Origin of the sequence: Methylomonas sp. HYX-M1, from assembly GCF_040741385.1 — a bacterium.
GTDB lineage: Bacteria > Pseudomonadota > Gammaproteobacteria > Methylococcales > Methylomonadaceae > Methylomonas > Methylomonas rhizoryzae.
This window is the reverse complement of record NZ_CP160405.1, coordinates 458904-483317: the sequence shown is the minus strand read 5'-3', so window position 1 is coordinate 483317 and position 24414 is coordinate 458904. Positions and strand designations below refer to the sequence as shown.

Sequence of the window (24414 nt, the reverse complement as noted above, 5' to 3'; positions counted from 1 at the left end):
AACGAGCAAAACCAAAGCCGAACAGTAATAAGCCATCGTTATTCGGGAAGAAAACGATTCTTAAAATTCAACAAATACTCGTCGTCGGGAAAGCGCTTGAACACACCGATAAAAAAATCTTTCGCCTCTTGCGTTTTACCCATCACCCACAACACTTCGGCTATGTGCGCCGCTATTTCGTTTTCCGGTTGTTTTTCGTAGGCCTTGCGTAAATATTCCAGCGCCAATTCGTATTTTCCGCGCTTGAATTGCAACCAACCGTAACTATCTATAATCACCGCTTCGTCCGGCTTCAAGTGCAACGCTTTTTGCAAATGCCTTTCCGCTTCGTCATAGCGTTCGGTTTTATCGGTCAGCGTATATCCCATTGCATTTAAGGCGCCAACGTCGTCCGGATTGCTTTGCAAAATTTTGCCTAAATCCGCCTCCAACACATCCAACCGTCCCAGTCTTTCAGCCACTAAAGCTCTGGCATACAACACGTCACGCGACTCCGGCGCCTCTTTTAACGCTTCAGTTAACATATCGTAAGCTTCTTGATAGCGACCGGTCTGATTGTAAAGCTCGGCCTTCATCAGCAAAATGCGCAAATGCTTGTCCGGATATTTACTATTCAAACGCCCCATTCTAGTCTCGACCTCATCCATGTCTTTCTGCGATAACAACAGCGAAATAGCCGCCAGATCGGCATCGAATCCGAATCCTTTCGCTCCGGCCCTATCAAACCATTGCAAGGCCTTATCGGCATGCTGTTTATCCAGCTCTATTTTTCCTAAATAAAAGCTGGCCTGAGCCTCCCACTCTTTATTGCCCAGCAATTTTTCCAAATGGCTTTCAGCCTTATCCACTTGCGCTTGCTGCAAACTGATCATGGCCAACATAAACAACATTTCGCCATCCTCCGGGTTTTCGTCTAAAGACGCCTGACATAAGCGAATTGCGTCATCGAACGCCCCGGTGTTCATCAATACCTCTAACAGCATTTTTCGCAGCTGCTTGTCGTCCGGCGCTTGTTTGTAAGCCTTCTGCAAATATTCGCGGGCCTTATCCATATCCCCGGAGCGGCCGGCAAGTTGCGCTTGAAAAATGATGGCTTTATTCCAATCCGGTTGCAACTCCAGCACTCGGCCGATTTTTTGCTGTGCGACTTCGTTGTTTTTTTGCAAGGAGGCGACTACGGCTTGCAGAAATAAAACCCCGGTATCGTCAGGGTGAGCTAACGCCAGATCACTGAGCACGTCGTCCATGAAGGGCAATCTCCCCTCTTTTTCCAAACCCTTGACCATCTCCAACATGCCGGTTTCGAAACCCGCCGGGTCTTCCAACAAAATAGCATCGAGATTCTCGACTGCACTTTCCCTATCGCCGCTTTTTACCGCAAGCAACACGGCAAACTTTCGGGCCGGCAGATTTTTTTCGTCCTTGGACAACCAAATATCCAACGCTTCCCGGGTGCGCTTACCGTCTTTTAAAAACATGCCGATACGCACGGCTCGCTCGGCGATGCGCGCATCCTCCACCCGTTTGGCGGCTTGCAAATAAGCATCCAGCGCCAAATCATACTGATCACGCTGACCGGCCAACTCCGCCGCCATCAGCAAATAGAGAACTTCTTCGTCGATAACCGTGTTTTGGTTAGGCCTAGCCGCCAAGGCTTCTTGCGAGCTTATCGTCGTCGCAGTTTCCGGCGTAGTCTCCGGCGCCATAGCACAGCCCGACGCACACAAAGCCATGGCAATACCGATCCATTTATTCATGCAATTCAAATATCCCGACGTGTAAATTACAGATATAGAGTATCAGAAAATACTCGTAGTTCAGTTTAAGCTTGTATTAGATTTGGATAAAAACAACGCTTTACTTAAAATGGCGTACTTTCACAATGCCTTAGATTGTTAACGATGACGTTACTCGCCTTAGGGATCAACCACAATACTGCGCCGGTCGCAATTCGCGAACGCCTGGCGTTTCCTGCGGATATCTTGGACAACACCCTAAAAACGTTGCGCAACGTGCGCGACATCAGCGAGGCCGCGATCCTTTCCACTTGCAATCGCACCGAATTTTATTGCCACAGTCAAAGTGAAGATCAAAGCCCTTTGATAGCATGGATAGCCGATACCAAACTCATCCAACCTGGGGAATTCACCCCGTACCTATACAGCTACAAAGACAGCCAATCCATCCGGCATATGTTCCGCGTAGCTTGCGGACTGGATTCGATGATTTTGGGAGAACCGCAAATCCTCGGGCAGATGAAAACCGCCTACCACGCCGCAAACCAAGCCGGAACGCTAGGCAAGAACCTCAGCAAGTTGTTTCATCATACGTTTTCGGCCGCCAAGAAAGTGCGGACCGACACAGCGATCGGCTCCAGCCCGGTATCGGTCGCCTTCGCCGCAGTTCAACTCGCCCAGCAAATTTTCGACAAACTCAGCGATCAAACCGCATTGCTGATCGGTGCCGGAGAAACCATAGAACTGACCGCCCGGCATCTTTTCCAGCACGGCATAGGCCGGATTATCATCGCTAACCGAACCTTCGACAAAGCCCACAGTCTGGCTATGCAGTTTAACGGATACGCGATTGCCCTGTCCGAAATTCCCGATCATTTGGCCGAAGCCGATATCGTCGTTTCTTCCACAGCCAGTCAATTGCCGATTTTGGGTAAGGGCCGGGTGGAAAGCGCGCTGAAAAAACGCAAACGCAAGCCGATGTTCATGGTCGATTTGGCCGTGCCGCGCGACATTGAAGCCGAGGTGGAGCAATTGCGCGACGTATATTTGTACACGGTGGACGACTTACAAAACACCGTCAATCAAAACATGGATTCGCGTCGCCGGGCAGCCGAGCAAGCCGAAGAAATCATAGACACTCAGGTTGAACACTTTTTAGCTTGGCTGCGTTCGCAAGGCGCCCAAGAAACCATACGCGATTTCCGCTTACAAGCCGAACAAACTCGCGACGAAGTGCTGGCCAAAGCCATCTCGCAATTACAAGGCGGCGCCTCGGCGGAAGAAGTATTGCAACGTCTGGCCCATAGCTTGACTAACAAACTGATACATACTCCGTGCGCGCAGCTGCGGGAAGCCGGCTCGAATGAGCGCCACGACTTAATCGCCGCATCGCGAGAAATTTTCAAATTACGTTAATCCCGAATGAAGCCCTCAATTCGCACCAAACTGGAAAATCTAGCCGAACGTTTCGAAGAGATTACCGCCCTTTTGACCCAACCGGAAGTGCAAAGCAACCAAAACCAATTCCGCAGCCTCAGCCAAGAGTACGCGCAATTGGAGCCCATCGTTGCCTGCTACAAAGCCTACCAAGACAACGAAGCGGACTCGGAATCCGCCAAGGAAATGGCCAAAGACAGCGACCCGGAACTGCGCGATATGGCCAAGGAAGAACTGGCAGAGACGGAGCAAAAGCAGGAACAACTCGAACAAGACTTACAAATTTTGCTATTGCCCAAGGATCCAAACGACAACCGCAACGTATTCTTGGAAATTCGCGCCGGCACCGGCGGCGACGAAGCTGCAATTTTCTCCGGCGACTTGGCACGCATGTATCAACGCTACGCCGAACGCAAAGCCTGGAACGTGGAAATCATTAACGAAAACCGCGGCGAACACGGCGGATACAAAGAAATCATCATGCGCGTCAGCGGTCAGAACGTGTATTCGCAGCTTAAATTCGAATCCGGCACCCATCGCGTGCAGCGCGTTCCGGAAACCGAATCGCAAGGCCGGGTGCACACCTCCGCTTGCACGGTGGCCATCATGCCGGAAGTCGACAGCGTAGACGAAATCGACATCAATCCGGCCGATCTGCGCATAGACACCTATCGCGCGTCAGGCGCCGGCGGCCAGCACGTCAACCGGACCGATTCGGCCATTCGGATCACCCATATACCGACCGGCGTAGTCGTGGAATGTCAAGACGAACGTTCGCAACACAAGAATCGGGCCAGAGCCATGTCGGTGTTGCAAGCACGCCTGTTGGCTGCCGAACAGGAAAAGCAACAGGCCGAACAATCCGAAAGCCGTAAATTACAAGTCGGCAGCGGAGACCGCTCGGAGCGGATTCGCACGTACAACTTTCCGCAGGGCCGTTTGACCGACCACCGCATCAATTTGACCCTTTACAAATTGGAAGACATCATGGAAGGCGACCTTGAGCCTGTGATTCAGCCATTGATCCACGAACATCAGGCTGAATTACTGACGCAGCTGGGCAATGCCTAATTGCACGGCACGGAGGTCTGCGGCCGCCACTATGTCCTCTTCCATTACCGTACTGCTGCAATCGGCCGCGATGCAGCTTGCGCCAACCAGTGAAACGCCGGAGCTGGACGCCGAAGTGTTGTTATGCTTTTGCTTGCAAAAGCAACGTTCCTATCTGCGCGCCTGGCCGGACAATTGTCCTGCGCAGGCCGATGTCGAATGTTTCTTAGACTTGATCGAACATAGACGCCAAGGCCTACCCGTTGCCTATTTGACCCAAACCAAAGAGTTTTGGTCGCGCGAATTTCTGGTAACCGACGCGGTACTGATTCCCCGTCCCGATACCGAACTCTTGGTGGAACTGGCGCTGGAGCGCCTACCCAAGCAACCGCCAGGCAAACTGCTCGATCTGGGTACGGGTTCCGGCATAATCGCCCTGAGCTTGGCTGCAGAACGCCCCGAGAGTGTCGTGCTTGCTGTCGACATGAGTCCTAAAGCGCTGGCAATAGCCAAACAAAACGCCAGCCGCCTCGGGGTCGAAAACGCCCGTTTTTTAGAATCGGATTGGTTCGAAAACATTGTCGACTACGATTTCGACATTGTGGTCAGCAATCCGCCTTATATCGCAGCCGGCGACCCGCATCTAAGGCTCGGCGACCTGCGCTTTGAACCTCAATCCGCGCTGATCGGCGGCGAGGACGGACTACGCGACATCCGCACAATTGCCGAACAAGCCGGCCAGCGTCTGAAACCCGGCGGGCATTTACTGGTAGAGCATGGTTACGATCAAGCCGAAGCCGTGCGGCAACTCTTTCAACACTACGGGTATCGCAACATCCGCAACCATGCCGACCTAGCCGGCAACCCGCGCGTCACGTCAGGGATAAGGAGCTTTACATGATCGAACAAGAAATTTGCCTACCGCGAAAATTAACCAACCAATTGCTGCATTTGGCGCAGGCCTCGCCTCAGCAGGAAATTTGCGGTTTGATAGGCGCCAACGCCTTCGGCAAGCCGGTTAGCTGCTATCCGGTCGCCAACAGCGCGGAACATCCGCAAAACCGCTATTGTATGGAACCCGGCCAGCAAATCGCGGCAATGAAAGCCATGCGCGACAAACAGGAAACCCTGTTCGCCATCTTCCATTCGCACCCGGAAACACCCGCAATACCCTCAGCCACCGACATTGCCCAGGCGAATTACCCGCAAACGCTCTATCTAATCATCTCCATGGGCACCAAAGGCGTGTTGGAGTTACGCGCGTTCAACATAGACGGTTCAACCGTAAAGGAACGTCGCTTGTGTTTGGTGGAAAATTAAGGCGATGGCCAAGCGTGAATTCACCCGATTCGCGCCGAAATTTTATTCAGCCATTGGACCGGTCGCTTGGGTGAACATAGTTTTCGCCGGAAATCTGCCCTAACATGCCTGATCGCGCCGGCCAGCGATACCGATTGAAGTAGCGACCGGCGCCTGCGCAATTAAACTTCGCTTTTGTTCCGACTTTAACCGCTTGATCGCACGCTCGCGGCGGCTGGCTTGCGACTTGTCGTAGCCGTTTTCGATATAGGCAATCCGCAGCGGACGGCGAGTTCTGAAAAATTTTGCCCCCTTGCCGCTCGCGTGTTGCCGAAAGCGCCGGTCCACGTCGGTACTAATGCCGGTATATAAAGCACCGTCGCTACATATCACGATATAAACCGACCAAGCCTTAGGCGATTCGCTCAATCGCCGGCCTTGTTTAGCAACAAATTGACCGCCGCGGCGGCCAACACTCCAACGCCTACATACGCATAACGCACGATAAAAATCAGCATGCCGCTCGGGTTATGGGTAGCCGCGTCTTTGATACCGGGAGTCACCGTTAAACTCCAAATCAAAGCCGCTAGAAAATACACCACCACGCCGGATATGCCCCAAGATACCGGCGCCCTGCCGGATCGGTCGGCCGTGCTGTAAAACCAGTATCCGATTGCCAAAGCCGCTACTACCCCTAACATACCGCCCCCCTGACCGTTTGTTGTTATTGTTTGATTTGGGCAATGCCGCGATTCGCCAATTCGTCGGCTTTTTCGTTGCCGGCATTGCCGGCATGACCCTTAACCCACACCCATTCCACCTCATGCGGCAATAAAGCATTATCCAGTCGTCGCCACAAATCTTCGTTCTTGACGGGTTTATTGGTCGCAGTTTTCCAGCCGCGTTTTTTCCAGTTGACCATCCATTCCGTAATGCCTTGCAACACGTATTTGGAATCGGTGTGCAATTTTACCGCGCAAGGACGCTTCAAGGCTTCCAAGGCTTGAATCGCCGCCATCAACTCCATGCGGTTATTGGTCGTTTCGGCCTCCCCGCCGCACAACTGCTTTTCTTTGTCTTTGTAGTGCAAACAAACACCCCAGCCGCCGGGACCGGGGTTACCTTTACACGCACCGTCCGTGTAAACCGTTACGATGTCATTCATAAAAATCTCTAAATACTTGCGGTTCTGCCTTAGCGACAATCCCGGCCGCCGACAAACGGTTTACCGGCGCCGCGACCGATTCGAGCGGGATCAAGGAATACTGGCGCTTCACCGCTTTTACCCCGTAAGCCATGGAAAACATGCGTTTACTGATTGGGGAAAATCGGCCTATGGTAATCGTAAACGTATCCAAACCGAATTCGGCGGTATTCATTAATTCGAAATTCAACAATTTCAGCCAATCCGAGGTTCGCCCGCGCGATATGAAATGCGACCGCCAGGGATCGCGGAACTTTTTATCCAAAAAGAACTGCAGCCAGACATATAAACTCAAGGGATTGAAATTCAAAACCACCAACTCACCGCCCGGCTTCAACACGCGGTGTACCTCGCGCATCGTCCGAAATCGAAAAGCGTCGAACTCCAACATATGCGGGATGATGACCAAATCCATCGATTCGGATTGAATCGGCAGGCTATACGACTTCGCACTGACCTTTAGGGCAGCCGCATGTCCCAGGGCCTTGCCGTCCAAAATCAGGTAATTCCTGTACAAACTGCAATCCACAAACTCATCTTCCCACCCCAAACCACCGATTTGCAATTGTTTCTGCTTGCAACTAACGGTAAGGCAGCGTTTGATATACTTGGCCTCCATGGCTTGCAACAGCTTGCCCCGCGGGGTTTGATAAAGTGAAAATAGGAATGTTCTTTTCATCGAATACTGCCCGAAAGGGTAGGGTTTGTTGTGTTTTGCCGGTAAGCCATGGTAGCATCAAGTTTTTTGATTTTAAGAGTAAAGACAATGCCTCGCTCAATTTCGAAAAAATCGGCCCGACATCTGTCCTATCTGTTGCCTATTTTACTGGCTACCGGCTGTAGTCAAACCGGTCACAAAACCTCATTGACACCGACGTCTACCAGTAAGTTTTCGGTATTTACTCGTAGCCATCACGGCAAATTGCGTTTCGACGACAAGGACGACGAATCGAAAGAAAATGCCACTATCTGGGACCGCATGCTATCGCTGTATGCACTGCCCGAGGTCGAAAATTCGCGCATAGACAGGGAAGTAAACTTTTATCTGCGCAATCCGAATTATCTGGCCAGGGTACAACAACGTGCCGAACCTTACTTGTATTTCATATTGAACGAAATAGAAGCGAAAAACATTCCCGGCGAACTGGCATTATTGCCCGTCATAGAAAGCGCGTTTCGCCCGGATGCGGAATCGCCGGCCAAGGCATCGGGTCTATGGCAGTTCATCCCGCCGACCGGAAAACTCTATGGCTTGGAGCAAAACAGCTGGTACGACGGACGGCGGGACATCGTGGAATCCACCCAGGCCGCGACTACCTTTTTAAAACAGCTCAGCGAAGAATTCGACCATGACTGGCTGTTGGCGCTGGCTTCTTACAACGCCGGCAAAGGCAATATTCGCCATGCCATGGAGAGAAACCTTAGCCGCGGCCAACCCGCCGACTTTTGGTCTTTGGATCTTAACCACGAAACTGCCACCTATGTTCCGCGCTTATTGGCGGTAGCAAAAATTTTTGCAAATCCCGAAAAATACAACTTGAGTTTGCAGCAAATCGCCAACGCACCTTATTTCGAGCTGGTAGACGTCAAATCGCAAATCGATCTGGCTAAAGCTGCGGAAATGGCGCAAACCTCGCTCGAAGACTTCTTGAAACTGAACCCGGCCTTCAACCGCTGGAGCACCGCCCCCGACGGCCCTCATCACTTGTTGGTACCGGTGGAAAAAGCCGATGCTTTCAAAGAAAAACTGGCCGGCTTGTCCAGTGACGCGCGCATCAAATGGGAATATCACACGGTCGGAAAAAAAGAATCGCTCAAATCGATTGCCAAACACCACCACGCCAGTTTGCAGCAAATCAAGGAGGTCAACCATTTAGACGACAACGCCGTCGAACAAGGCAAAACCTTGTTGATTCCGGTTTCCTTCAAATCCATCAAAGGCCGCGAAGATACCGAAGTCGCCTCTACAGATACCGGCCAAGAAGCGCAGCAGGCCACCGCCGCCAAAGAACGTCCCAATAAACAACTGTATACGGTTAAAAAGGGCGACACCTTATGGGCGGTATCGCAAAAATTCAACGTAGACCAACAAGACGTAGTCAACTGGAACAAGCTTTCGGCTAAAAAGCCGCTGAAAGCCGGACAAAAATTGAAAATCCTGAAAACCGGCGACGCGATAGCCGTAGCCTCCACCGGACCGACGTTCAAACACATCAGCTACACGGTCAAGCCGGGCGACAGCTTGGCGCAGATATCCAAAAAATTTAAGGTCAACGTCACCGACCTGCGCAAATGGAACAACGTGCCGAAAAACCGTTCCGAACTCAAACCCGGTTCCAAATTAAAGATTACCGTGGAAGTCGCCAACTCTTCTTCATGACGCATTAGCCGTCTAAGCAAATGCCGATGTGGATTCCGCATTTTCTTAATCGGTTGTTTAAAAGCCAAACATGAATCCAGCGGGGAGCGCATGCTCCCCATCGTGGCGCGTTCCCCGCACATTCCACTACCGCCAAAAAACCTTTAACCCGGCATCCGTTGCCGCCCCGGCAGGCTACGCGACTTTATATCCGCATCGATTTTTTCTGTAAGCGATACCGTTCTCAACGGTAGCACTATGCCCTGCATTACAATATCGGCATGCACATCCCCGACATCGTAACCCGCTTATTTCCGGACTTATCCGCCCCCGACCTCGCACAAATCAAGCGCGCCTTGGCCTTGACCGGCCAAACCGAAGCAAGTGCAGCCGATGTTAACTTGCGCCCGCGCGGCATCGACGTTGCCGCGATTTTATCGGCCGTCCACATCGACTTGCCGACTATTTTGGCGGCGCTGCTGAGCGATTCGCAGCTGGAAAACAAGTTGAGCGAAGCCGACATCGAGACGGAATTCGATCAAACCGTGGCGCAACTCGTTAAAGACGTGCGTTGGTTAAACACCGTCAGCATTTATAAATTGGACATGGCCGAGCAGCCCGACCAAGCGGAAATTTTGCGCCGCATGCTGTTGGCCATGACGCACGACGTGCGGGCGGTGTTGATCAAATTGGCCTATCGCATCCAGCGCCTGCGCGGACTGGCCAGAGAAAGCGAACAGGTACGCCGCTTCATCGCCACCGAAACTTTGGACATTTACGCGCCGTTAGCCAACCGCTTGGGCATCAGCCAATTCAAATGGGAACTCGAAGATCTGGCTTTTCGCTATTTAAAACCGGAGCAATACAAAGAAATCGCTGCGGCGTTGGCGGAAAAGCGCGGGCAACGGGAGTCTTGCATTCAAGCATTTTTAAGCGAACTGGAGTCATCGCTACGCCAGCATCAGATCGAGGCCAAGGTCTACGGCCGACCTAAGCACATTTACAGCATTTGGCGCAAAATGCTGCGCAAACGTCTGCCGATACAAGAACTTTACGATTTGCTGGCCGTGAGAGTCATAGTGGGCAGTTTGGCCGATTGCTACGCCGCATTGGGCGTGGCACACAGCCAATGGCAAACCATACCCAAAGAATTCGACGATTACATCGCCAATCCCAAGGAAAACGGCTATCAATCCTTGCACACCGTCGTGCTGGACAAACAAGGCAACCGCATTGAAATTCAAATTCGCACCAAAGCCATGCACGAATTTGCCGAACTCGGGGTGGCCGCGCATTGGCGCTACAAGGAAGGCGGCAAGCACAACCTAGCCTCCGAACGCAATATCGCCTCGTTGCGCATGCTGCTGGAAGAACGCAATAACGACCATTTACTGGCCAATTTCCGCACCGAATTGTTTTCCGACCGCGTCTTCGTGCTGACCCCCTCCGGCCAGTTGATAGACTTGGTGAAAGGCGCCACACCTCTGGATTTCGCTTATGCCATCCATACCGAGGTCGGTCATAGTTGCCGCGGCGCAAAAGTCAACGGCCACATCAAGCCGTTGACTTACCCCTTACAGTCGGGCGAGCAAGTGGAAATCATCGCGGTAAAGAACGGCCATCCCAATCGCAACTGGCTGGATAGCAACCTTGGCTATCTGAAAACCCCGCGCGCAATCAGCAAAGTCAAAGCCTGGTTCAAACAACAGGAATTCAGCGAAAACATAGCCGCCGGAAAATCCCTGTTGGATAAAGAATGCAAGCGGTTAGGCATCAAGCAACCGGATTTGCCCGATTTGCTCAAGCATTTCAAAATGGCGGACGCCGAACATTTTTATCAAGCCTTGGGCCGGGGCGACATTAACACTCGGCAATTAGCCGGCGCGCTGAAAATTCCGGAGTTGGCCCCGCTGTCTTTTAAATTGGCGCAACCCCGCCGCAACGACCGATCGACGGTAACCGTCGCGGATCTGGACAACGTCGTCACCAGCTTGGCACACTGTTGTACCCCGGTTAACGGCGACCCCATCGTCGCCTACGTTTCGCATCGGCGCGGCATCACCATCCACCGCCGGGATTGCGAAAACATTCGCCTGCTGAACGCCGAACAGCGCAAGCATTTACTGGAAGCGGAATGGAGCGGCAACCACAAAGCGCACCACACCGTAACCATCATCATTGAGGCTTTGGAAGCCGATCATCTGCTGGGCGACGTATCGCAGTTGTTGAGACAAGCCAAGATACATGTCAGCGAGGCCACGCTGAAAACCCGCTCAGACTTATCCGCAACCTTACAGATGCAAATTCGGGTGGAAAGTACCGGGCAATTGAGCCAAATCCTCGGACAAATCGGCCAGTTAAGCAACGTTATAGAAGCGAGACGCAAAATTTAACGACCTGTTAACCAAACAATGCGCGCGCGTAACCACTACCGAATGCTCCCTCCCACTGCCATTACCCAGCGATCATCATGCAAACCATTGAATTAGCTTACGAACAATTCGGCGACGCGGCGGGCGATCCGTTGATCATCTTACACGGCTTTTTAGCGTCGTCGCGCAATTGGCGCTCCGTTGCCAAGCGCCTCGCCGCACAGCGCCGCGTCTACGTGCTCGACATGCGCAACCATGGCGCCTCGCCGCACCATGCGGCCATGGACTACCCCAGCATGGCAATGGACGTTGCCGCATTCATAGAGAATCGCAACCTTAACCGCGCCCATGTTTTGGGGCACAGCATGGGCGGAAAAATCGCGATGTGGCTGGCCTTACACCGGCCGAATCTAGTGCGCCGCTTGATCGTCGCCGACATCTCGCCGGTCAGCTATCAGCATAGTTTCGACCCCGTGATCCAGGCACTACGCCAATTGCCGCTGCATAGCCTGGGCAACCGTAAAGACGCGGAACGGCATTTGGAAAGTGCAATCCCCGAACTCGGTTTTCGCCAGTTTTTGTTACAAAATTTGCTGTTCGAAAACGAACGCTATTTCTGGCGCATCAACTTGGACATCATTGCCGCAACCGGACACAATATCGTTGCCTTTCCGGAACCCGAAGCGGCTGCGTATTCCGCCCCCGCCTTGTTTATTGCCGGAGAACGCTCCGCCTATGTCCGCCCCGATGCGATCCTTCGGCATTTTCCGTTAGCCCGGATTGAAACCATCGCCAACACGGGGCACTGGTTGTACGTGGAGGAACCGGCAATTTTTACCGATTTAGTGGACGCTTGGTTAGCCGACTCGTAAGCGTCACTGCATAGTCAAGCCACCCGCACGCACCATTTTGACACAGCCATTTTCCCCATCCGTCCTTGCCGAAAAAACTATCCAAAAGAGTGCAAACTAGCGATCAAGCTGCACCATAATGGCATTAATAGCTTTATTGCCCCCGGGAAAATAAGGCCTTCCCATCTGGCCCATATGTTGCTTTCATTCGAGCTTGACATGTCATCCGGAGATTGCATAGATGGGATTGATCAGACGTTTTTTGGACTCCCTCCCTTACCGGCAGAAATTTCTGTTGCTATTCGCACTGTGTTGCTTATCGCCGGCGCTGACAGCCGCCCGCTTGCTGAATTCTCCGATGACTGCCGAAGGCTTGACGCTACTGGTAAGCAACATCCCCTGGATGCTGGCGTTGGCGGGTTTATTTTCCGGGTTAAAGCGGGACAACGACGCCTTGACTGCCGCGATAAAGGGATTGGCGCAAAATCGCTTCGATACCCGGCTGACCTGTCAGGGGCAGGATGAGACCAGCCAAACCTTTTCGGCATTTAACGACATGGCGTTGGAACTGGGGCGACAAGTGGAAGCCATGCGCGCTTCCATGCAAGAAGTAACCTACGCGGCCGAGCAGTTGGACCATAGCGCCGGCGCCGTCGCCCGGAAACTTGAACACCAGCGACAGAGTACCGAAACCATGGCGGCGGCGATAGAACAGATGTCCGCCAGCATTCAACACGTCGCCGACCAATGCCGCGACGCCGAACAAATTTCCTCCACGACACACCAACTATCCTCGGAAGGCCATCAAGCCGTAGACAGTTTTATTGGACAAATGCGCAAACTGTTTCAAGAGATTCAGGATATGGCGACACTGATGCAAACCCTGGAAGTCTTGTCTCAACAGGTCTCCAACATCTCGGAAGTGATCAAAAATATTTCGGATCAAACTAATTTGCTGGCATTGAATGCGGCCATCGAGGCCGCCCGCGCCGGCGAATACGGCCGCGGCTTCGCCGTAGTAGCCGACGAAGTCCGCTCCTTGGCCTATCGGGTAAGACAATCGGCAGAAGAAATCACCGGCACGACCGAAACCGTCCGGCAAAAAATCCATCTGGCAGCCCAGTCCATCACCAACACGCAAACGCATACCGAACAGGGAATTGCCCGCGCCTTAGACGTGGAACAATCGTTAAGCAACATTTGCGAATACGCGGACCAAACCCTGATGAGCGTATCGGCGATTGCGGCCAGTACCGATCAGCAATCGCAAGCCAGCCGGGAAATCGGCCGGAACATAGAAACCATCGCCGCCGGGGTCGAACAAAACAGCATAGCCGCTCAAGAATCGGCCTCGGTTGCCAATCACCTCACCCGATTGGCTCAGGTGGCAATGCATTAACCCGCACACTTACTCCGATGATCAGTTATTTCGCCGCTTTTCTCGCATTCTCGATGCTCGCCGCCGCGTCTATGCTCTACAAAAACCATTGCGGACGCCTGGCTAATTTACGCAGCCAACAACGCAGCATCGAACTGACCGCCCGCTTGAAACAACTGTTAACCCAAGCCCAACAACATCGCGGTATGGTTAGCGGTTACCTGAACGGCGACCAAAGCTTCAAATACAAAATTCCGGCACTGCAGGCCGAAATAGCCCGTAACAGCGACACGCTCGCCGAACTGCTTGCGGAGTTTAGCGAGCACGCTTCGGCATTCGGCCGCATACGGCAAAGCTGGCAGGACTTACAGAACAACGCGTGCAGCTCCGGAAAGGAATACAGTTTCGAGCGCCACTGCATCGTGATTGCCGACATCTTGAAGCTGCTACAAGATATAGCTGAACAGGCACACCTGCACCGGGACAGCAGCTGCCCTTACAGCTTTACCGAAACTATTTGGCACCTTTTGCCCGACGTCGCGGAAGCCATCGGCCAAGCGCGCGCCATCGGTGTCGGCATTGCCGCAACCGGACGCAGCAAAACCACGGAACGGATCAAGCTCGGCTTTTTGGTCAAACGCATCCGGCAAGCCTTGAAACGAGCCGAAACCGGTATTTTCGCCAGCAAAACCTACTTAAGCGCGGACGGCGAATTTCAGCCGGTGTCGGTAAAATTACACACCAACATTCAGCATTTGCTAGAGACCGTCGAGAAGCAGTTTATCGGCGACGCAATCAGCAACATCGATCCCGGCCACTATTTCGAAACCGCCACTTCGACCATCAGCGCCGTATTCAGCTTATACGACCGCGGCGAACAGCTGGCATTACGCGTTATTCACCAAGAACTGACACAGGCTCGCCGCCATCAATGGCTATCCTTATCCGCCGCTTGCTTGTCGTTGATCGGCGCCGTTGCGGCTCTGCTGGCGGATTAGTCGCATTACTCGCCCGCCATTACCCTGCGTCGCTTGACGGCAGCACGCGCCCTACAGTTTTCGTCATTGCTTTTTGATAAACCGCACGCTTCGGGTTAGCCTAGTCGCAATTGCAACCCCGAATCCGCAAACCATGCGCAAACAGCCGGTACTACTGATTACAGCTTTGATGCTGATTGCCGCGGCCGTCGCTTACAGCCGACGGCCTGCGCCGATAGAAGTCGAAGCCTACAACGTCGGCACAGGAGAAGTCCGCGCCACCGTCTCCAACACTCGGGTCGGGACCGTGAAAGCGTGTAGACGGGCCTATTTGGCGCCCGCTACCGGCGGACAAGTCGCCGCGTTGCACGTGCGCGAAAGCGACTCGGTACAACGCGGGCAATTATTGCTGGAAGTCTGGAACCAAGACCTCAAAGCGCAAGTAGCATTGCAAAAGGTCGAGATCAAAAGCAAACGCGCCAGCGCAGAACAAAGCTGCCAACTGGCCGGCGGCGCAAAACGCGAAGCGGCTCGCTTATCCCGCCTGCAACAACACAAACAAATCGTTTCGGTCGAACAAGTCGACAAGTCGGTAACGGGCAGCAAATCGCAACAAGCAGCTTGCCGAGCGGCCAATCTGGCGGTGGAAGTCGCCGAAGCCCAACTAGCCGTTGCCGAAGCGGCGGTGCGCCGCACCTTGGTATTGGCGCCTTTCGACGGACGAGTCGCCAAAGTCAACGCCGAATTGGGCGAATTCGTCACCCCATCGCCGCCCGGCATACCCACCTTGCCGCCCATCGATTTATTGGACCTCAGTTGTCTGACGGTTTCCGCACCGATAGACGAAGTCGATGCCGCGGCGATCAAAACCGGGATGAAGGCTTGCGTGTCGCTGGACGCCTTTGCCGATAAACGCTGCTCCGGCGAGGTTACCCGCATCGCGCCCTACGTGCTGGAAAAGGAAAAGCAGGCCCGCACGGTTGAAGTGGAAGTCACCTTGAAAGACCCGCAAGATTTAACCGAATTGCTGCCCGGATACAGCGCCGACATCGAAGTTCTGATCGCGCAAAAAGACAGCGCACTCCGCTTGCCGACCGAAGCGGTATTGGAAAACAACCGGGTATTGTTGATAGAGGCCGACAACACGCTACGCGAGCGCCGCTTTCAGCCGGGCTTGTCCAATTGGAGTTACGTCGAAATCGTTTCCGGCTTGAACGCCGGCGAGCGAGTGGTGTTGTCGATCGGGAAAGACGGCGTGGCGGCAGGCGCCAAGGTTAGCGTTAAACCGTGATCGAGTTGTGCAATATTCATCGGCATTTTCAAGTCGGCGAACAAACGGTGCGCGCATTGAACGGCATCGATTTGCAGGTGGCGGCCGGCGAATACCTTTCGGTGATGGGACCGTCGGGGTCCGGCAAATCGACGCTGTTGAACATTATCGCCCTGCTGGATCAACCTTCATCCGGCAGTTATCGCTTGAACGGCAACGACGTCACCCGTCAAAGCGACGACGAACTCGCCCGCATCCGCCGCCACAACATCGGCTTCGTCTTTCAGTTTTTCCATTTGATCCCGCGCCTCACCGCGGCGGAAAACATCGAAATGCCGTTGCTATTAGCCGGGATTTCGAGAAACGAACGGCAACGTAAGGTCGACCAAGCCTTAGCTGCCGTGAACTTGTCCGACCGGGCCGATCATAAACCGAATCAACTATCCGGCGGACAACTGCAACGCATCGCCATTGCCCGAGCGATGATCATGCGGCCGCCGATTTTGTTGGCCGACGAGCCCACCGGCAATCTGGACAGCCAATCGGGCCTAGAGATTGTCGGGCTGTTGGAAACGTTGAACGAGCAAGGAGTAACTTTGTTCGTCATTACCCACGATCCTGAGCTGGGCAAACGGGCCAAGCGGCAAATCCGCATCGTCGACGGCCGCATCGCCGCGTCCGGTTAACCGGCTCGCAACGCCTTTCCGCTCCGACCGCAGCACGCGCCGACAATAGCACCAAAATAGTGCAAACACCTCGCAACTCAGTGCAATGCCTGCTGTACCGGCAAACTACGGCCGAATAAAAACTACGAATTGTCTCATTTTTTTGCGATTGGCATGCTGCGTGCTGCTATCTTTGCGATGCAACGTCGCATCGCATTTCCCTTCAACAATGGCGTTGAGTGTCGCTTAACCGTTAAGCGCTCGGTTTTTGCTCGTCTATTGTTTTTGCCTCGAACTTCGCGAGGCCGCCTAGGTATTCGAGCTAAACGCTCGTTAACAGGGAAATCCTTGCCCATATCCGGGTTTTTCCAAGGAATTAGCGCGTTTTCCCCGTGAACGTCTTAATTCATTGCACTCCCCACTTAATACTTAAGGTGAATTATGTCTTATTTAGTCCCTGCCGAATTCGTCACTAAAATGGTCGATGCCGGCGAATCGAAAATTTATATGTCCACCCGAGATACGGTGATCCGTGCCTACATGGCCGGTGCCATCCTGGCCTTAGCCGCAGTGTTTGCCGTCAGCATTACCGTGCAAACCGGCTCGCCCATTTTTGGCGCTATCATGTTCCCGGTCGGCTTCTCCATGCTGTACCTTCTGGGTTTCGATTTGTTGACCGGGGTTTTCGTGCTGACCCCACTGGCATGGCTGGATAAACGGCCGGGGGTTACCATAGGCGGCATATTGCGCAACTGGGGCCTGGTTTTCGTCGGCAATTTTCTCGGCGCATTGACGGTTGCGGTGATGATGTCCATTGTTTTTACCTACGGGTTCTCGGTAGAACCGGACGCGGTCGGCAAAAAACTGGCCGGAATAGGCGAAGCCAGAACCCTAGGCTACGCCAAATACGGTTTGGCCGGCTGGATGACGATATTCATCCGTGGCATGCTGTGTAACTGGATGGTGTCCACCGGGGTAGTCGGCGCGATGATTTCCACCTCGGTCAGTGGCAAAGTCATCGCGATGTGGATGCCTATCATGCTGTTCTTCGGCATGACTTTCGAACATTCGGTCGTCAATATGTTCTTATTCCCGTCAGGTCTGATCATGGGCGGTAATTTTTCCATCATGGACTATTTTGTTTGGAACGAAATCCCTACCGTGCTGGGCAATTTAGTCGGCGGCTTGGCGTTTACCGGCTTAACCTTGTACACCACTCACCTGAGAACCGCGCCCAAACGAGCACTCTAAGAATTTTGGCAAACATCACATCCCTGTTTTGATAGGCTTGGATTTTCCCGCTTGCCACAGCCCAGGGGAAAATCCGGGCTAAACCGTTAGCGTCTCTACCCGACCGGCTAAGATGCTGCTCCCTCTACAGCAGGAAGGGATTTGCGCTTCCCGCTGAATTGCTAGCTTTTTTTAAATATGCTGAATATTTACCTGCGTTTTTTTTATTTTCTGATAGCCTTGTCCCCCAACATGCTACCGGATCATAAAGAAGATGGCGCCAGTCACAGCAGATTCCAGCAATATCCCGTAGCAGACCCAAAACAGTAGCTAATACGTTAGGTCCCCCTTCAAAACTCATTTTGCGCGCGACTATTCGAATTGCAACGCAACCACTCTCGACATGAACCATTCATCCAACGACGCCTCTCTCCATCCGACGATGCCGTTCATCGCACCTATCCGTATCGGCTTCTACGGATTCGCCAATCAATCGGAAGCCAACCGCATGACAGCCTTTTTTGCGCGCGCTCATCATTGGAAACAACCCTGGCAAGTCGTTAACGAACTTAAAGACGCGCAGATCCTGATGATAGCAACCGCCGATGCCCGGGACCTGCAAGCTTGGCATGACTTCGAGCATCGCTTTTCCCGCGAACACCTTATCGCCTATTCCAGCCAACCCTTCAAAGAAGCGAAATGGTATCTGCACCGTCCGGCCAACGGCAAACTCCCTTCGCCACTTGAGTTTACGATTTTACTAAAAGAAATCGCGACCCATTTATCGAAGCAACCATGGCTTCAAACCTCTCACAGCAAACCGAAAGGGCCATCCTCTCAATTCAACTGGAAAGAAAAACTAAAACTACTCATCGTCGGCAGCGTCGGTTCCGGCAAAACAACAGCCATCCGGACACTTTGCGACGGCAACGTCATTTCCACTGAAGCCGCACCGAGCGACCATACTCAACTCAGAAAAAAATCGACTACGGTTGCCATGGATTACGGCTCTCTCGCCATCGACACACAAACGCAGCTGCACGTTTACGGCGCACCGGGACAACGCCGGTTCGATTTTATGAGCGAGATACTGCTAAACAACGCACTCGGTCTCATCATTTTGGTCAGCAACGAATCAAGCGATTCTTTGAACGAGCTGGATTACTACCTCAATAGCTTCAAGCCTTACTTGGCGAAGCATCACGCGGTAATCGGAGTCACACACAACGACATCCGCCCCAACCCATCGCTAAACGAATACACCCATTACCTCAAAAACCGGGGCGATGCGTGGCCGGTGTTCAAGATCGACGCACGCAAGCAGGAAGACCTCATGCAGCTTGTGCATGCCTTGCTGGCAACCACGATGAAATACGGTTAAGCACCCATCGCCAATCCCGGCCGCATTGGCGACGGCAACCTGTCCGCGGCCGCAAAAACTCAGGAGAATCTTTATGGCAAATACCGTCGAAACCCTCAAAAAATTGGACGGTTTTATCGCATCCGCACTAGTGGACTCTAGCAGCGGCATGATGCTCGAATCCTTCGTAGTCGGAAATTTTCCGGTCGAAATTGCTGCGGCCGCCAATACGGAAGTATTACAAGCAAAACTCAAAGCCATGAGCGCCATCGATTTAGGCGACGACACCATCGAAGACATTTTGATCAGCTTAGGAACCCAGTACCACTTATTACGGCCGTTGGCATCCAACCGCGAAATTTTCATTTATCTCGCCCTGGACCGCTCACGCGCCAATTTGGCAATGGCACGTCTCGAACTCAAAAAAGTTGAAGCCACGATCAAACGAATTTAATCCGCACGACAGAGTTTCAGCGCAAGGACTTTTGAGTCCTTGCGCTTTGACTTTCCACTCAGCCTGCCGGAATGTGGGGCTGCATACGCGCGATATTGCCAAGCAGCTTATGGAAACGGTAAAGGTGACGGCAAAATTAAAAGGCACCGCCGATTTCCCCGAAAACCTGTGCATCGTGCTTGATGATTTTCTCTACCTGAAATTGCCGAGCTCGCCTCACGGCGAATGCATTTCAGGACGTTATTTTTGGTGGAATCCTAAACAATGGCTAAGCAACTGCGCGTTTCCATAGGGCAACATTCCGACAAAGGCCGTAAGCCCGTCAATCAAGATTTCTACGGCTGTTACGCCCCCAAAGAGCCGCAACTCGGCAGCAAAGGCATAGCCGTTGCGTTAGCGGACGGCATCAGCAGTAGCGACGTCAGCCAAATAGCCAGTAAAGCCGCGGTGATCGGCTTTCTGGAGGACTATTACTGTACCTCGGAAGCCTGGTCGGTAAAAAAATCCGCGCAGCGGGTGCTGACCGCGACCAACTCCTGGCTGTATGCCCATACCCGGCAAAGCCAATATCGCTACGATACCGAGCGCGGCTACGTCTGCACCTTCAGCGCCTTGGTGCTGAAATCCGCTACCGCCCACCTGTTTCACGTCGGCGACACCCGCATTTACCGGCTGCAAAACGCTGGTTTGGAACAACTGACCCAGGACCACCGTTTACGGGTATCTCAGCAGCAAAGCTATTTAAGCCGGGCCTTGGGCATGGACTCGCACTTGGAAATCGATTACCAGGCCTTAGGAGTGGAAGCGGGCGATACGTTCATTTTAGCGACCGACGGCGTCTACGAATTCGCCTCCGAAAGTTTTATCGTCAACGCATTGAGGGAATACGCCAACGATCTGGACGCAGCCGCGATTGTAATCATCGCCGAAGCCATGCATCGGCAAAGCGACGATAACTTGACCATACAAATCGTCCGGGTCGAAGAATTACCGGACAAAGACGCCGCGGAGGCCTACCGGCAATTAACCGAACTACCGTTTCCGCCGCCGTTGCAAGCGAGGATGAACTTCGACGGCTATACCATCGTCCGCAGCTTGCACACCAGCAACCGCAGTCACGTTTTTTTAGCGATGGACGGCGAGCAACCGGTAGTCATCAAAACCCCGGCCACCGACTTGCGTCACGACGCCGCTTATTTAGAACGTTTTCAAATGGAAGACTGGATCGCCCGGCGCGTCAACAGTCCGCACGTGCTGAAACCTTGCCCGCAGACCCGCAAAGCCCATTATTTGTATTTGGTTAGCGAATTCATCGACGGTCAAACGCTGAAACAATGGATGATAGACAATCCCAAGCCCGATTTGGCGACCGTCAGGTCCATCATCGAACAAATCGGCAAAGGCTTGCAAGCCTTTCACCGTTTGGAAATGCTGCACCAGGATATTCGCCCGGAAAACATCATGATCGATAAAACCGGCAGCATAAAAATCATAGACTTCGGCTCCACCCGAGTCGCCGGTTTAATCGAAGCCCTGGCGCCGGCTACCCGCACGGAAATTTTGGGTACCGCGCAATACACCGCCCCGGAATATTTTCTCGGCGAGAGCGGCAGCAATCGTTCGGACATTTTTTCCTTAGGGGTGCTGGCTTACCAAATGCTGTCGGGACGCTTGCCTTACGGCTTGGACATCGCCAAATGCACCTCCCGCGCCGCGCAATGTAAGCTGACCTACCGAACGGTATTGGACGATAAGCGGGAAATTCCGGCCTGGATAGACGAGGTGCTTAAAAAAGCGGTCCACATCAATCCCTACCGACGCTACGAGGAATTGTCGGAATTCTTATTCGATTTGCGGCAACCCAACAAAGCCATGCTGCAAAAAGTCAGGCCGCCGTTATTGGAACGCAGGCCCCTGCTGTTTTGGCAGAGTTTAAGCGCTCTTTTGGCCATCACCGTCCTGTTGTTACTGATAAAAATCGCAAATCATTGAGATAAAAGAGCGGCCAACCGCCGCCGGACGCGACTGGCGGCGGCGGCCTGCAATTATGCCGGTTAGCAATCAAAAGCTGCCGGAAGCGATGGCCTGATTAGCGGTACCGGTATCGTCGTCCTCGTCCAATTCGATGACCACGGCCCCGCCGGAATAATCCGGAATCGCCGCGCTATCGCAGGAACCGTCCTTTTCGTCGAACTCGCCTTTGCGCACCCGCAATTTCAACGCATATTCGTAAAAACGCCCGACGGTATCGTCCGCTTCCAACTCGCAAACGCTGTCGTCCGGAAAAATTGCCCTAACCACCGCAGTATCGAAATTTTCCGCGGTAATCGGCCCTGACTTGCCGACTTTGAGTTTAATGACGAAATCTTGTTTGTCGCCGGCTTTTTTAACCACGTGCTTTAAACTGCCTTTAACTGTCACCGTGTCGATGAGCGAAGTAAACCGGCCTTTTACCACGCCTGATTTAGCGTTGCGCACATTACCGCTTGCCGCTTTCGGGTGGTCGTCGCCGGCTTCGTGTCCGCCGCCATGATCGTCCGCAGCCGATTCCGGCGCTTCCGGGGTAACGTCGTCCGCTCCTTTTCTGGCGTAGGCCGGATTGGCCAAAGCGACACAGGTGAGCAACAGTAGGCTTAAATTAAATTTTGTCGTTTGTTTCATAGTACGAACCTTTATCTTTTAGTGGATGGTCTCGCCGCCGGACATTTCGAGAAAATCCGCGGACGCCGTGCTTTTGTTGTTGCAACGTTCGTAAATGCCCGAGAATCGCTAAAGGTTCATCAAGCAACATTAAACTGCGATGAAGTTTCGGATTGAAAGACGGCGACAATAGCCGCGAATAGCCGTCACCGTGGAGCGCTCGCCGAAAACGGCAAGCGCTTGGTTCAGCGCTGTTCGGCGATAAACGTTTGCGAATCGAACAAGCGGTTCAGTTGCTCGGCGCTTAAGCGCATATTGGCGTGCAATACCCGCCCGATGTCCTGCGCTCGCCAATCGGGATGCAGTTGCAACAATAAAGCGGCCACTCCGGCCACGTGCGGAGCGGCAAACGAACTGCCGGTCATGAATTCGTAGGCCCGGTTGGGTAAGGTCGTCAAAATGTCTTTGCCCGGCGCCGTCAGTCCGGCGCTATGCTCGACGTCGCCGTAACCGACGGCCAACACCCCCGGTACGCTAGCCGGAAAACCACCGCCCTGATCTTGTTCCGGTAGCGCAGCGATGACGGAGATCCCCTGTTGCAACGCTTTTTCTATCAATAATTGCAATAGCGGGTCTTGCGGCCCGCTAAGGCTCAAATTGATGATGTGGCTATGCATACGGATGGCCTGATTCAAAGCCAAGGCCAAGGTAAAACTATTGCAGCGTGCGGCAAGTTTACCGGTTTGTTGCGGCCAGCAGGCCCTGAACGCCAGGATTTGCGCATCGGGCGCAATGCCGACTATTCCTACGCCGTTGCCCGGCTGCGCAGCCAATACTCCTGCGACGGCGGTACCGTGCATATCTGCGGCATGTTGTTCGTTACCCAGAGGCGCCAAATTTTCGGCATGAACGATTTGTCCCCGCAAATCCGGATGCTCCGCATCCACCCCGGTATCGATCAAAGCAATGCGTACTCCCCGGCCGGTGGTGACTTTATGCAAATGGGCAATGCCCAAGGCGTTAAAGCTGGTTTGCAAACCGAGGTACGGATCACTGTACGCCTTCGGCGCTTCGTCGCCCAGCACATCGAACTGCTGCATGCGCTGGACCGACTGTACCTCGCTATCTTGTTGCAACTCTTTTAACGCAAAGTCGATGTTGTCCGTTTCAGGCACTTCGTAGACTACGCAACTGACGCCCAATTCGGTCACCGGCCATTGCGCAAGCAACTGCAGCTTGTGCCGTTCCGCCAAGCGCCGGGCCAAGCGTTCGCTCCAATCCGAATTCCCGTAGCTAGCGTGCCACGCGTAGCTGTCCAAGGCATTAGCCGACAACGTACGATTAATGGTGCGGTCCACGAATGTCACCAGCAGCCGGCGCTCTGCGTGCGCCGGCACGTCGCTCAAGCGCACCACCTGATGGCCGGTGCATCCCGCCAGCACTAGGCTCAAAAGCAAGCAAAACCGGTATCGCCAAAGCGTCATGGTTGCACCGCAAACTCCGCAAATACCACGTCCGGACGTGCGCGCAACCATGTCAAAGCCTGGCCGGGGTCTTGACTCAGCTCTACAGTCAGCGCGCCGGCCGCGTTCGGCTCGCCCACGCGAACGGCCCCGAGATGCTGCAGCACGGCATCCACTTGCGAGTCGGGCAAGGATGGAGAGAAAACCACTTTCAGCTTTACTTGAGCGGACGACGCTTTAAGCGGGGAGGCCAAAGTCAGGTAAACATCCGCCGGCTGACGCGGCGGCAGCACAGGCAACAACGCCAAAAACAAGGAAGCCGCGACCGCTAGACCTGCGCCTATACGGTACAGGCGGGAGCGATTAAGCCACCGCACGGTAGACGCTTGCTTACCGGCACCTTGCCGATTCGCGTCCGCCGGCACCTGCAATTTGCCGCGCAACGCCGCGAAGGAATTGCGCGCGGCCAAGTCCAGTTCCGTCGGCTGTTGCACCAGTTTTGCCAGATTTTGCAAGCGACTGATTTCCTTTCGGCACAGCACGCACTCTTTAACGTGCCGCTCGACTTGCCGCCGTTCGGCGTCCGCCAAACTACGGTTGACGTACCAAGGCAACAACAACACAACCTGTTGGTGCCCCGACATAAAGGTATCCGAACTTCGACTCATA

General features: G+C 53.5%; 24 protein-coding genes. 16 read left to right on the top strand and 8 right to left on the bottom strand.

Annotated elements, in window-relative coordinates; translation table 11 throughout:
* Nucleotides 1-38: 38 nt before the first annotated feature.
* Entirely contained in the window at nt 39-1757 is a 1719-nt protein-coding gene (locus tag AB0A83_RS02150; RefSeq protein ID WP_367155308.1) for a tetratricopeptide repeat protein, read from the bottom strand.
* 144 nt (nt 1758-1901) lie between these two features.
* On the opposite strand from AB0A83_RS02150, the gene hemA reads away from it, so the two are divergent.
* Genes hemA through AB0A83_RS02130 form a run of 4 tightly spaced genes read left to right on the top strand, consistent with a single transcriptional unit; the run spans nt 1902 to nt 5543 of the window.
* Entirely contained in the window at nt 1902-3152 is a 1251-nt protein-coding gene (gene hemA, locus AB0A83_RS02145) for a glutamyl-tRNA reductase (RefSeq protein ID WP_150046329.1), read from the top strand.
* A 6-nt stretch (nt 3153-3158) separates the two neighbouring features.
* On the top strand, nt 3159-4244 hold the full coding sequence (gene prfA / locus AB0A83_RS02140; protein WP_150046328.1) for a peptide chain release factor 1: 1086 nt from the start codon (nt 3159-3161) through the stop codon (nt 4242-4244).
* Between the two features lie 31 nt (nt 4245-4275).
* Entirely contained in the window at nt 4276-5124 is an 849-nt protein-coding gene (gene prmC, locus AB0A83_RS02135; RefSeq protein ID WP_367155306.1) for a peptide chain release factor N(5)-glutamine methyltransferase, read from the top strand.
* The gene (locus AB0A83_RS02130) at nt 5121-5543 is read left to right on the top strand and encodes a M67 family metallopeptidase (RefSeq protein ID WP_150046326.1); all 423 of its coding nucleotides are present in this window, start codon (nt 5121-5123) and stop codon (nt 5541-5543) included. The genes prmC and AB0A83_RS02130 overlap by 4 nt, the downstream gene beginning before the upstream one ends.
* A 99-nt stretch (nt 5544-5642) precedes the next feature.
* Here the strand turns inward: AB0A83_RS02130 and AB0A83_RS02125 are convergent, their stop codons facing one another.
* From AB0A83_RS02125 to AB0A83_RS02110, 4 genes are read right to left on the bottom strand one after another with little or no spacing between them, the layout of a single operon-like run.
* Entirely contained in the window at nt 5643-5951 is a 309-nt protein-coding gene (locus AB0A83_RS02125) for a GIY-YIG nuclease family protein (RefSeq protein WP_150046325.1), read from the bottom strand.
* Nucleotides 5948-6223, bottom strand: a complete 276-nt coding sequence (locus AB0A83_RS02120) for a hypothetical protein (protein WP_367155305.1) — start codon at nt 6221-6223, stop codon at nt 5948-5950. Before AB0A83_RS02120 ends, AB0A83_RS02125 begins: the two co-directional genes overlap by 4 nt.
* Before the next feature lie 23 nt (nt 6224-6246).
* Entirely contained in the window at nt 6247-6687 is a 441-nt protein-coding gene (gene rnhA / locus AB0A83_RS02115; RefSeq protein WP_150046323.1) for a ribonuclease HI, read from the bottom strand.
* Nucleotides 6680-7405 carry a class I SAM-dependent methyltransferase gene (locus AB0A83_RS02110; RefSeq protein ID WP_367155304.1) on the bottom strand — a complete coding sequence of 242 codons (726 nt, stop codon included), beginning with the start codon at nt 7403-7405 and terminating at the stop codon, nt 6680-6682. The genes rnhA and AB0A83_RS02110 overlap by 8 nt, the downstream gene beginning before the upstream one ends.
* Nucleotides 7406-7492: 87 nt before the next feature.
* Between AB0A83_RS02110 and AB0A83_RS02105 the strand changes: the two genes are divergently transcribed.
* From AB0A83_RS02105 to AB0A83_RS02050, 12 genes are all read left to right on the top strand, one after another.
* The gene (locus tag AB0A83_RS02105) at nt 7493-9106 is read left to right on the top strand and encodes a LysM peptidoglycan-binding domain-containing protein (protein WP_367155303.1); all 1614 of its coding nucleotides are present in this window, start codon (nt 7493-7495) and stop codon (nt 9104-9106) included.
* Nucleotides 9107-9366: 260 nt separating this feature from the next.
* The gene (locus tag AB0A83_RS02100) at nt 9367-11478 is read left to right on the top strand and encodes a bifunctional (p)ppGpp synthetase/guanosine-3',5'-bis(diphosphate) 3'-pyrophosphohydrolase (protein WP_150046320.1); all 2112 of its coding nucleotides are present in this window, start codon (nt 9367-9369) and stop codon (nt 11476-11478) included.
* Between the two features lie 77 nt (nt 11479-11555).
* Nucleotides 11556-12329, top strand: a complete 774-nt coding sequence (locus AB0A83_RS02095) for an alpha/beta fold hydrolase (protein WP_150046319.1) — start codon at nt 11556-11558, stop codon at nt 12327-12329.
* A 220-nt stretch (nt 12330-12549) separates the two neighbouring features.
* Entirely contained in the window at nt 12550-13707 is a 1158-nt protein-coding gene (locus AB0A83_RS02090) for a methyl-accepting chemotaxis protein (protein ID WP_367155302.1), read from the top strand.
* A 17-nt stretch (nt 13708-13724) separates the two neighbouring features.
* Nucleotides 13725-14684, top strand: coding sequence for a nitrate- and nitrite sensing domain-containing protein (locus tag AB0A83_RS02085; protein WP_150046317.1), 960 nt, complete (start codon nt 13725-13727; stop codon nt 14682-14684).
* A gap of 133 nt (nt 14685-14817) precedes the next feature.
* Nucleotides 14818-15954 (top strand): efflux RND transporter periplasmic adaptor subunit, encoded by a 1137-nt coding sequence (locus tag AB0A83_RS02080; RefSeq protein ID WP_150046316.1) that lies wholly within the window; start codon nt 14818-14820, stop codon nt 15952-15954.
* Nucleotides 15951-16619, top strand: coding sequence for an ABC transporter ATP-binding protein (locus tag AB0A83_RS02075; protein ID WP_367155300.1), 669 nt, complete (start codon nt 15951-15953; stop codon nt 16617-16619). The genes AB0A83_RS02080 and AB0A83_RS02075 overlap by 4 nt, the downstream gene beginning before the upstream one ends.
* Before the next feature lie 420 nt (nt 16620-17039).
* Nucleotides 17040-17849, top strand: a complete 810-nt coding sequence (locus AB0A83_RS02070; RefSeq protein WP_150046314.1) for a formate/nitrite transporter family protein — start codon at nt 17040-17042, stop codon at nt 17847-17849.
* A gap of 421 nt (nt 17850-18270) precedes the next feature.
* A complete protein-coding gene (locus AB0A83_RS02065) occupies nt 18271-19209 on the top strand; it encodes an ATP/GTP-binding protein (RefSeq protein ID WP_190303225.1) in 939 nt (312 codons plus the stop codon).
* A 73-nt stretch (nt 19210-19282) separates the two neighbouring features.
* Nucleotides 19283-19642 carry a roadblock/LC7 domain-containing protein gene (locus AB0A83_RS02060; protein WP_150046312.1) on the top strand — a complete coding sequence of 120 codons (360 nt, stop codon included), beginning with the start codon at nt 19283-19285 and terminating at the stop codon, nt 19640-19642.
* A gap of 73 nt (nt 19643-19715) precedes the next feature.
* Nucleotides 19716-19934, top strand: a complete 219-nt coding sequence (locus AB0A83_RS02055) for a hypothetical protein (RefSeq protein ID WP_367155299.1) — start codon at nt 19716-19718, stop codon at nt 19932-19934.
* Entirely contained in the window at nt 19907-21634 is a 1728-nt protein-coding gene (locus AB0A83_RS02050; protein ID WP_367155298.1) for a protein kinase, read from the top strand. Before AB0A83_RS02055 ends, AB0A83_RS02050 begins: the two co-directional genes overlap by 28 nt.
* A gap of 69 nt (nt 21635-21703) precedes the next feature.
* On the opposite strand, the gene AB0A83_RS02045 is transcribed toward AB0A83_RS02050, so the two are convergent.
* The 3 genes from AB0A83_RS02045 to AB0A83_RS02035 form a co-directional block, all read right to left on the bottom strand.
* A complete protein-coding gene (locus AB0A83_RS02045; RefSeq protein WP_367155297.1) occupies nt 21704-22303 on the bottom strand; it encodes a hypothetical protein in 600 nt (199 codons plus the stop codon).
* A gap of 224 nt (nt 22304-22527) precedes the next feature.
* Nucleotides 22528-23766, bottom strand: coding sequence for a S8 family serine peptidase (locus AB0A83_RS02040; protein ID WP_150046308.1), 1239 nt, complete (start codon nt 23764-23766; stop codon nt 22528-22530).
* On the bottom strand, nt 23763-24389 hold the full coding sequence (locus AB0A83_RS02035; protein WP_190303224.1) for a zf-HC2 domain-containing protein: 627 nt from the start codon (nt 24387-24389) through the stop codon (nt 23763-23765). The genes AB0A83_RS02040 and AB0A83_RS02035 overlap by 4 nt, the downstream gene beginning before the upstream one ends.
* Between the last annotated feature and the right edge of the window lie 25 nt (nt 24390-24414).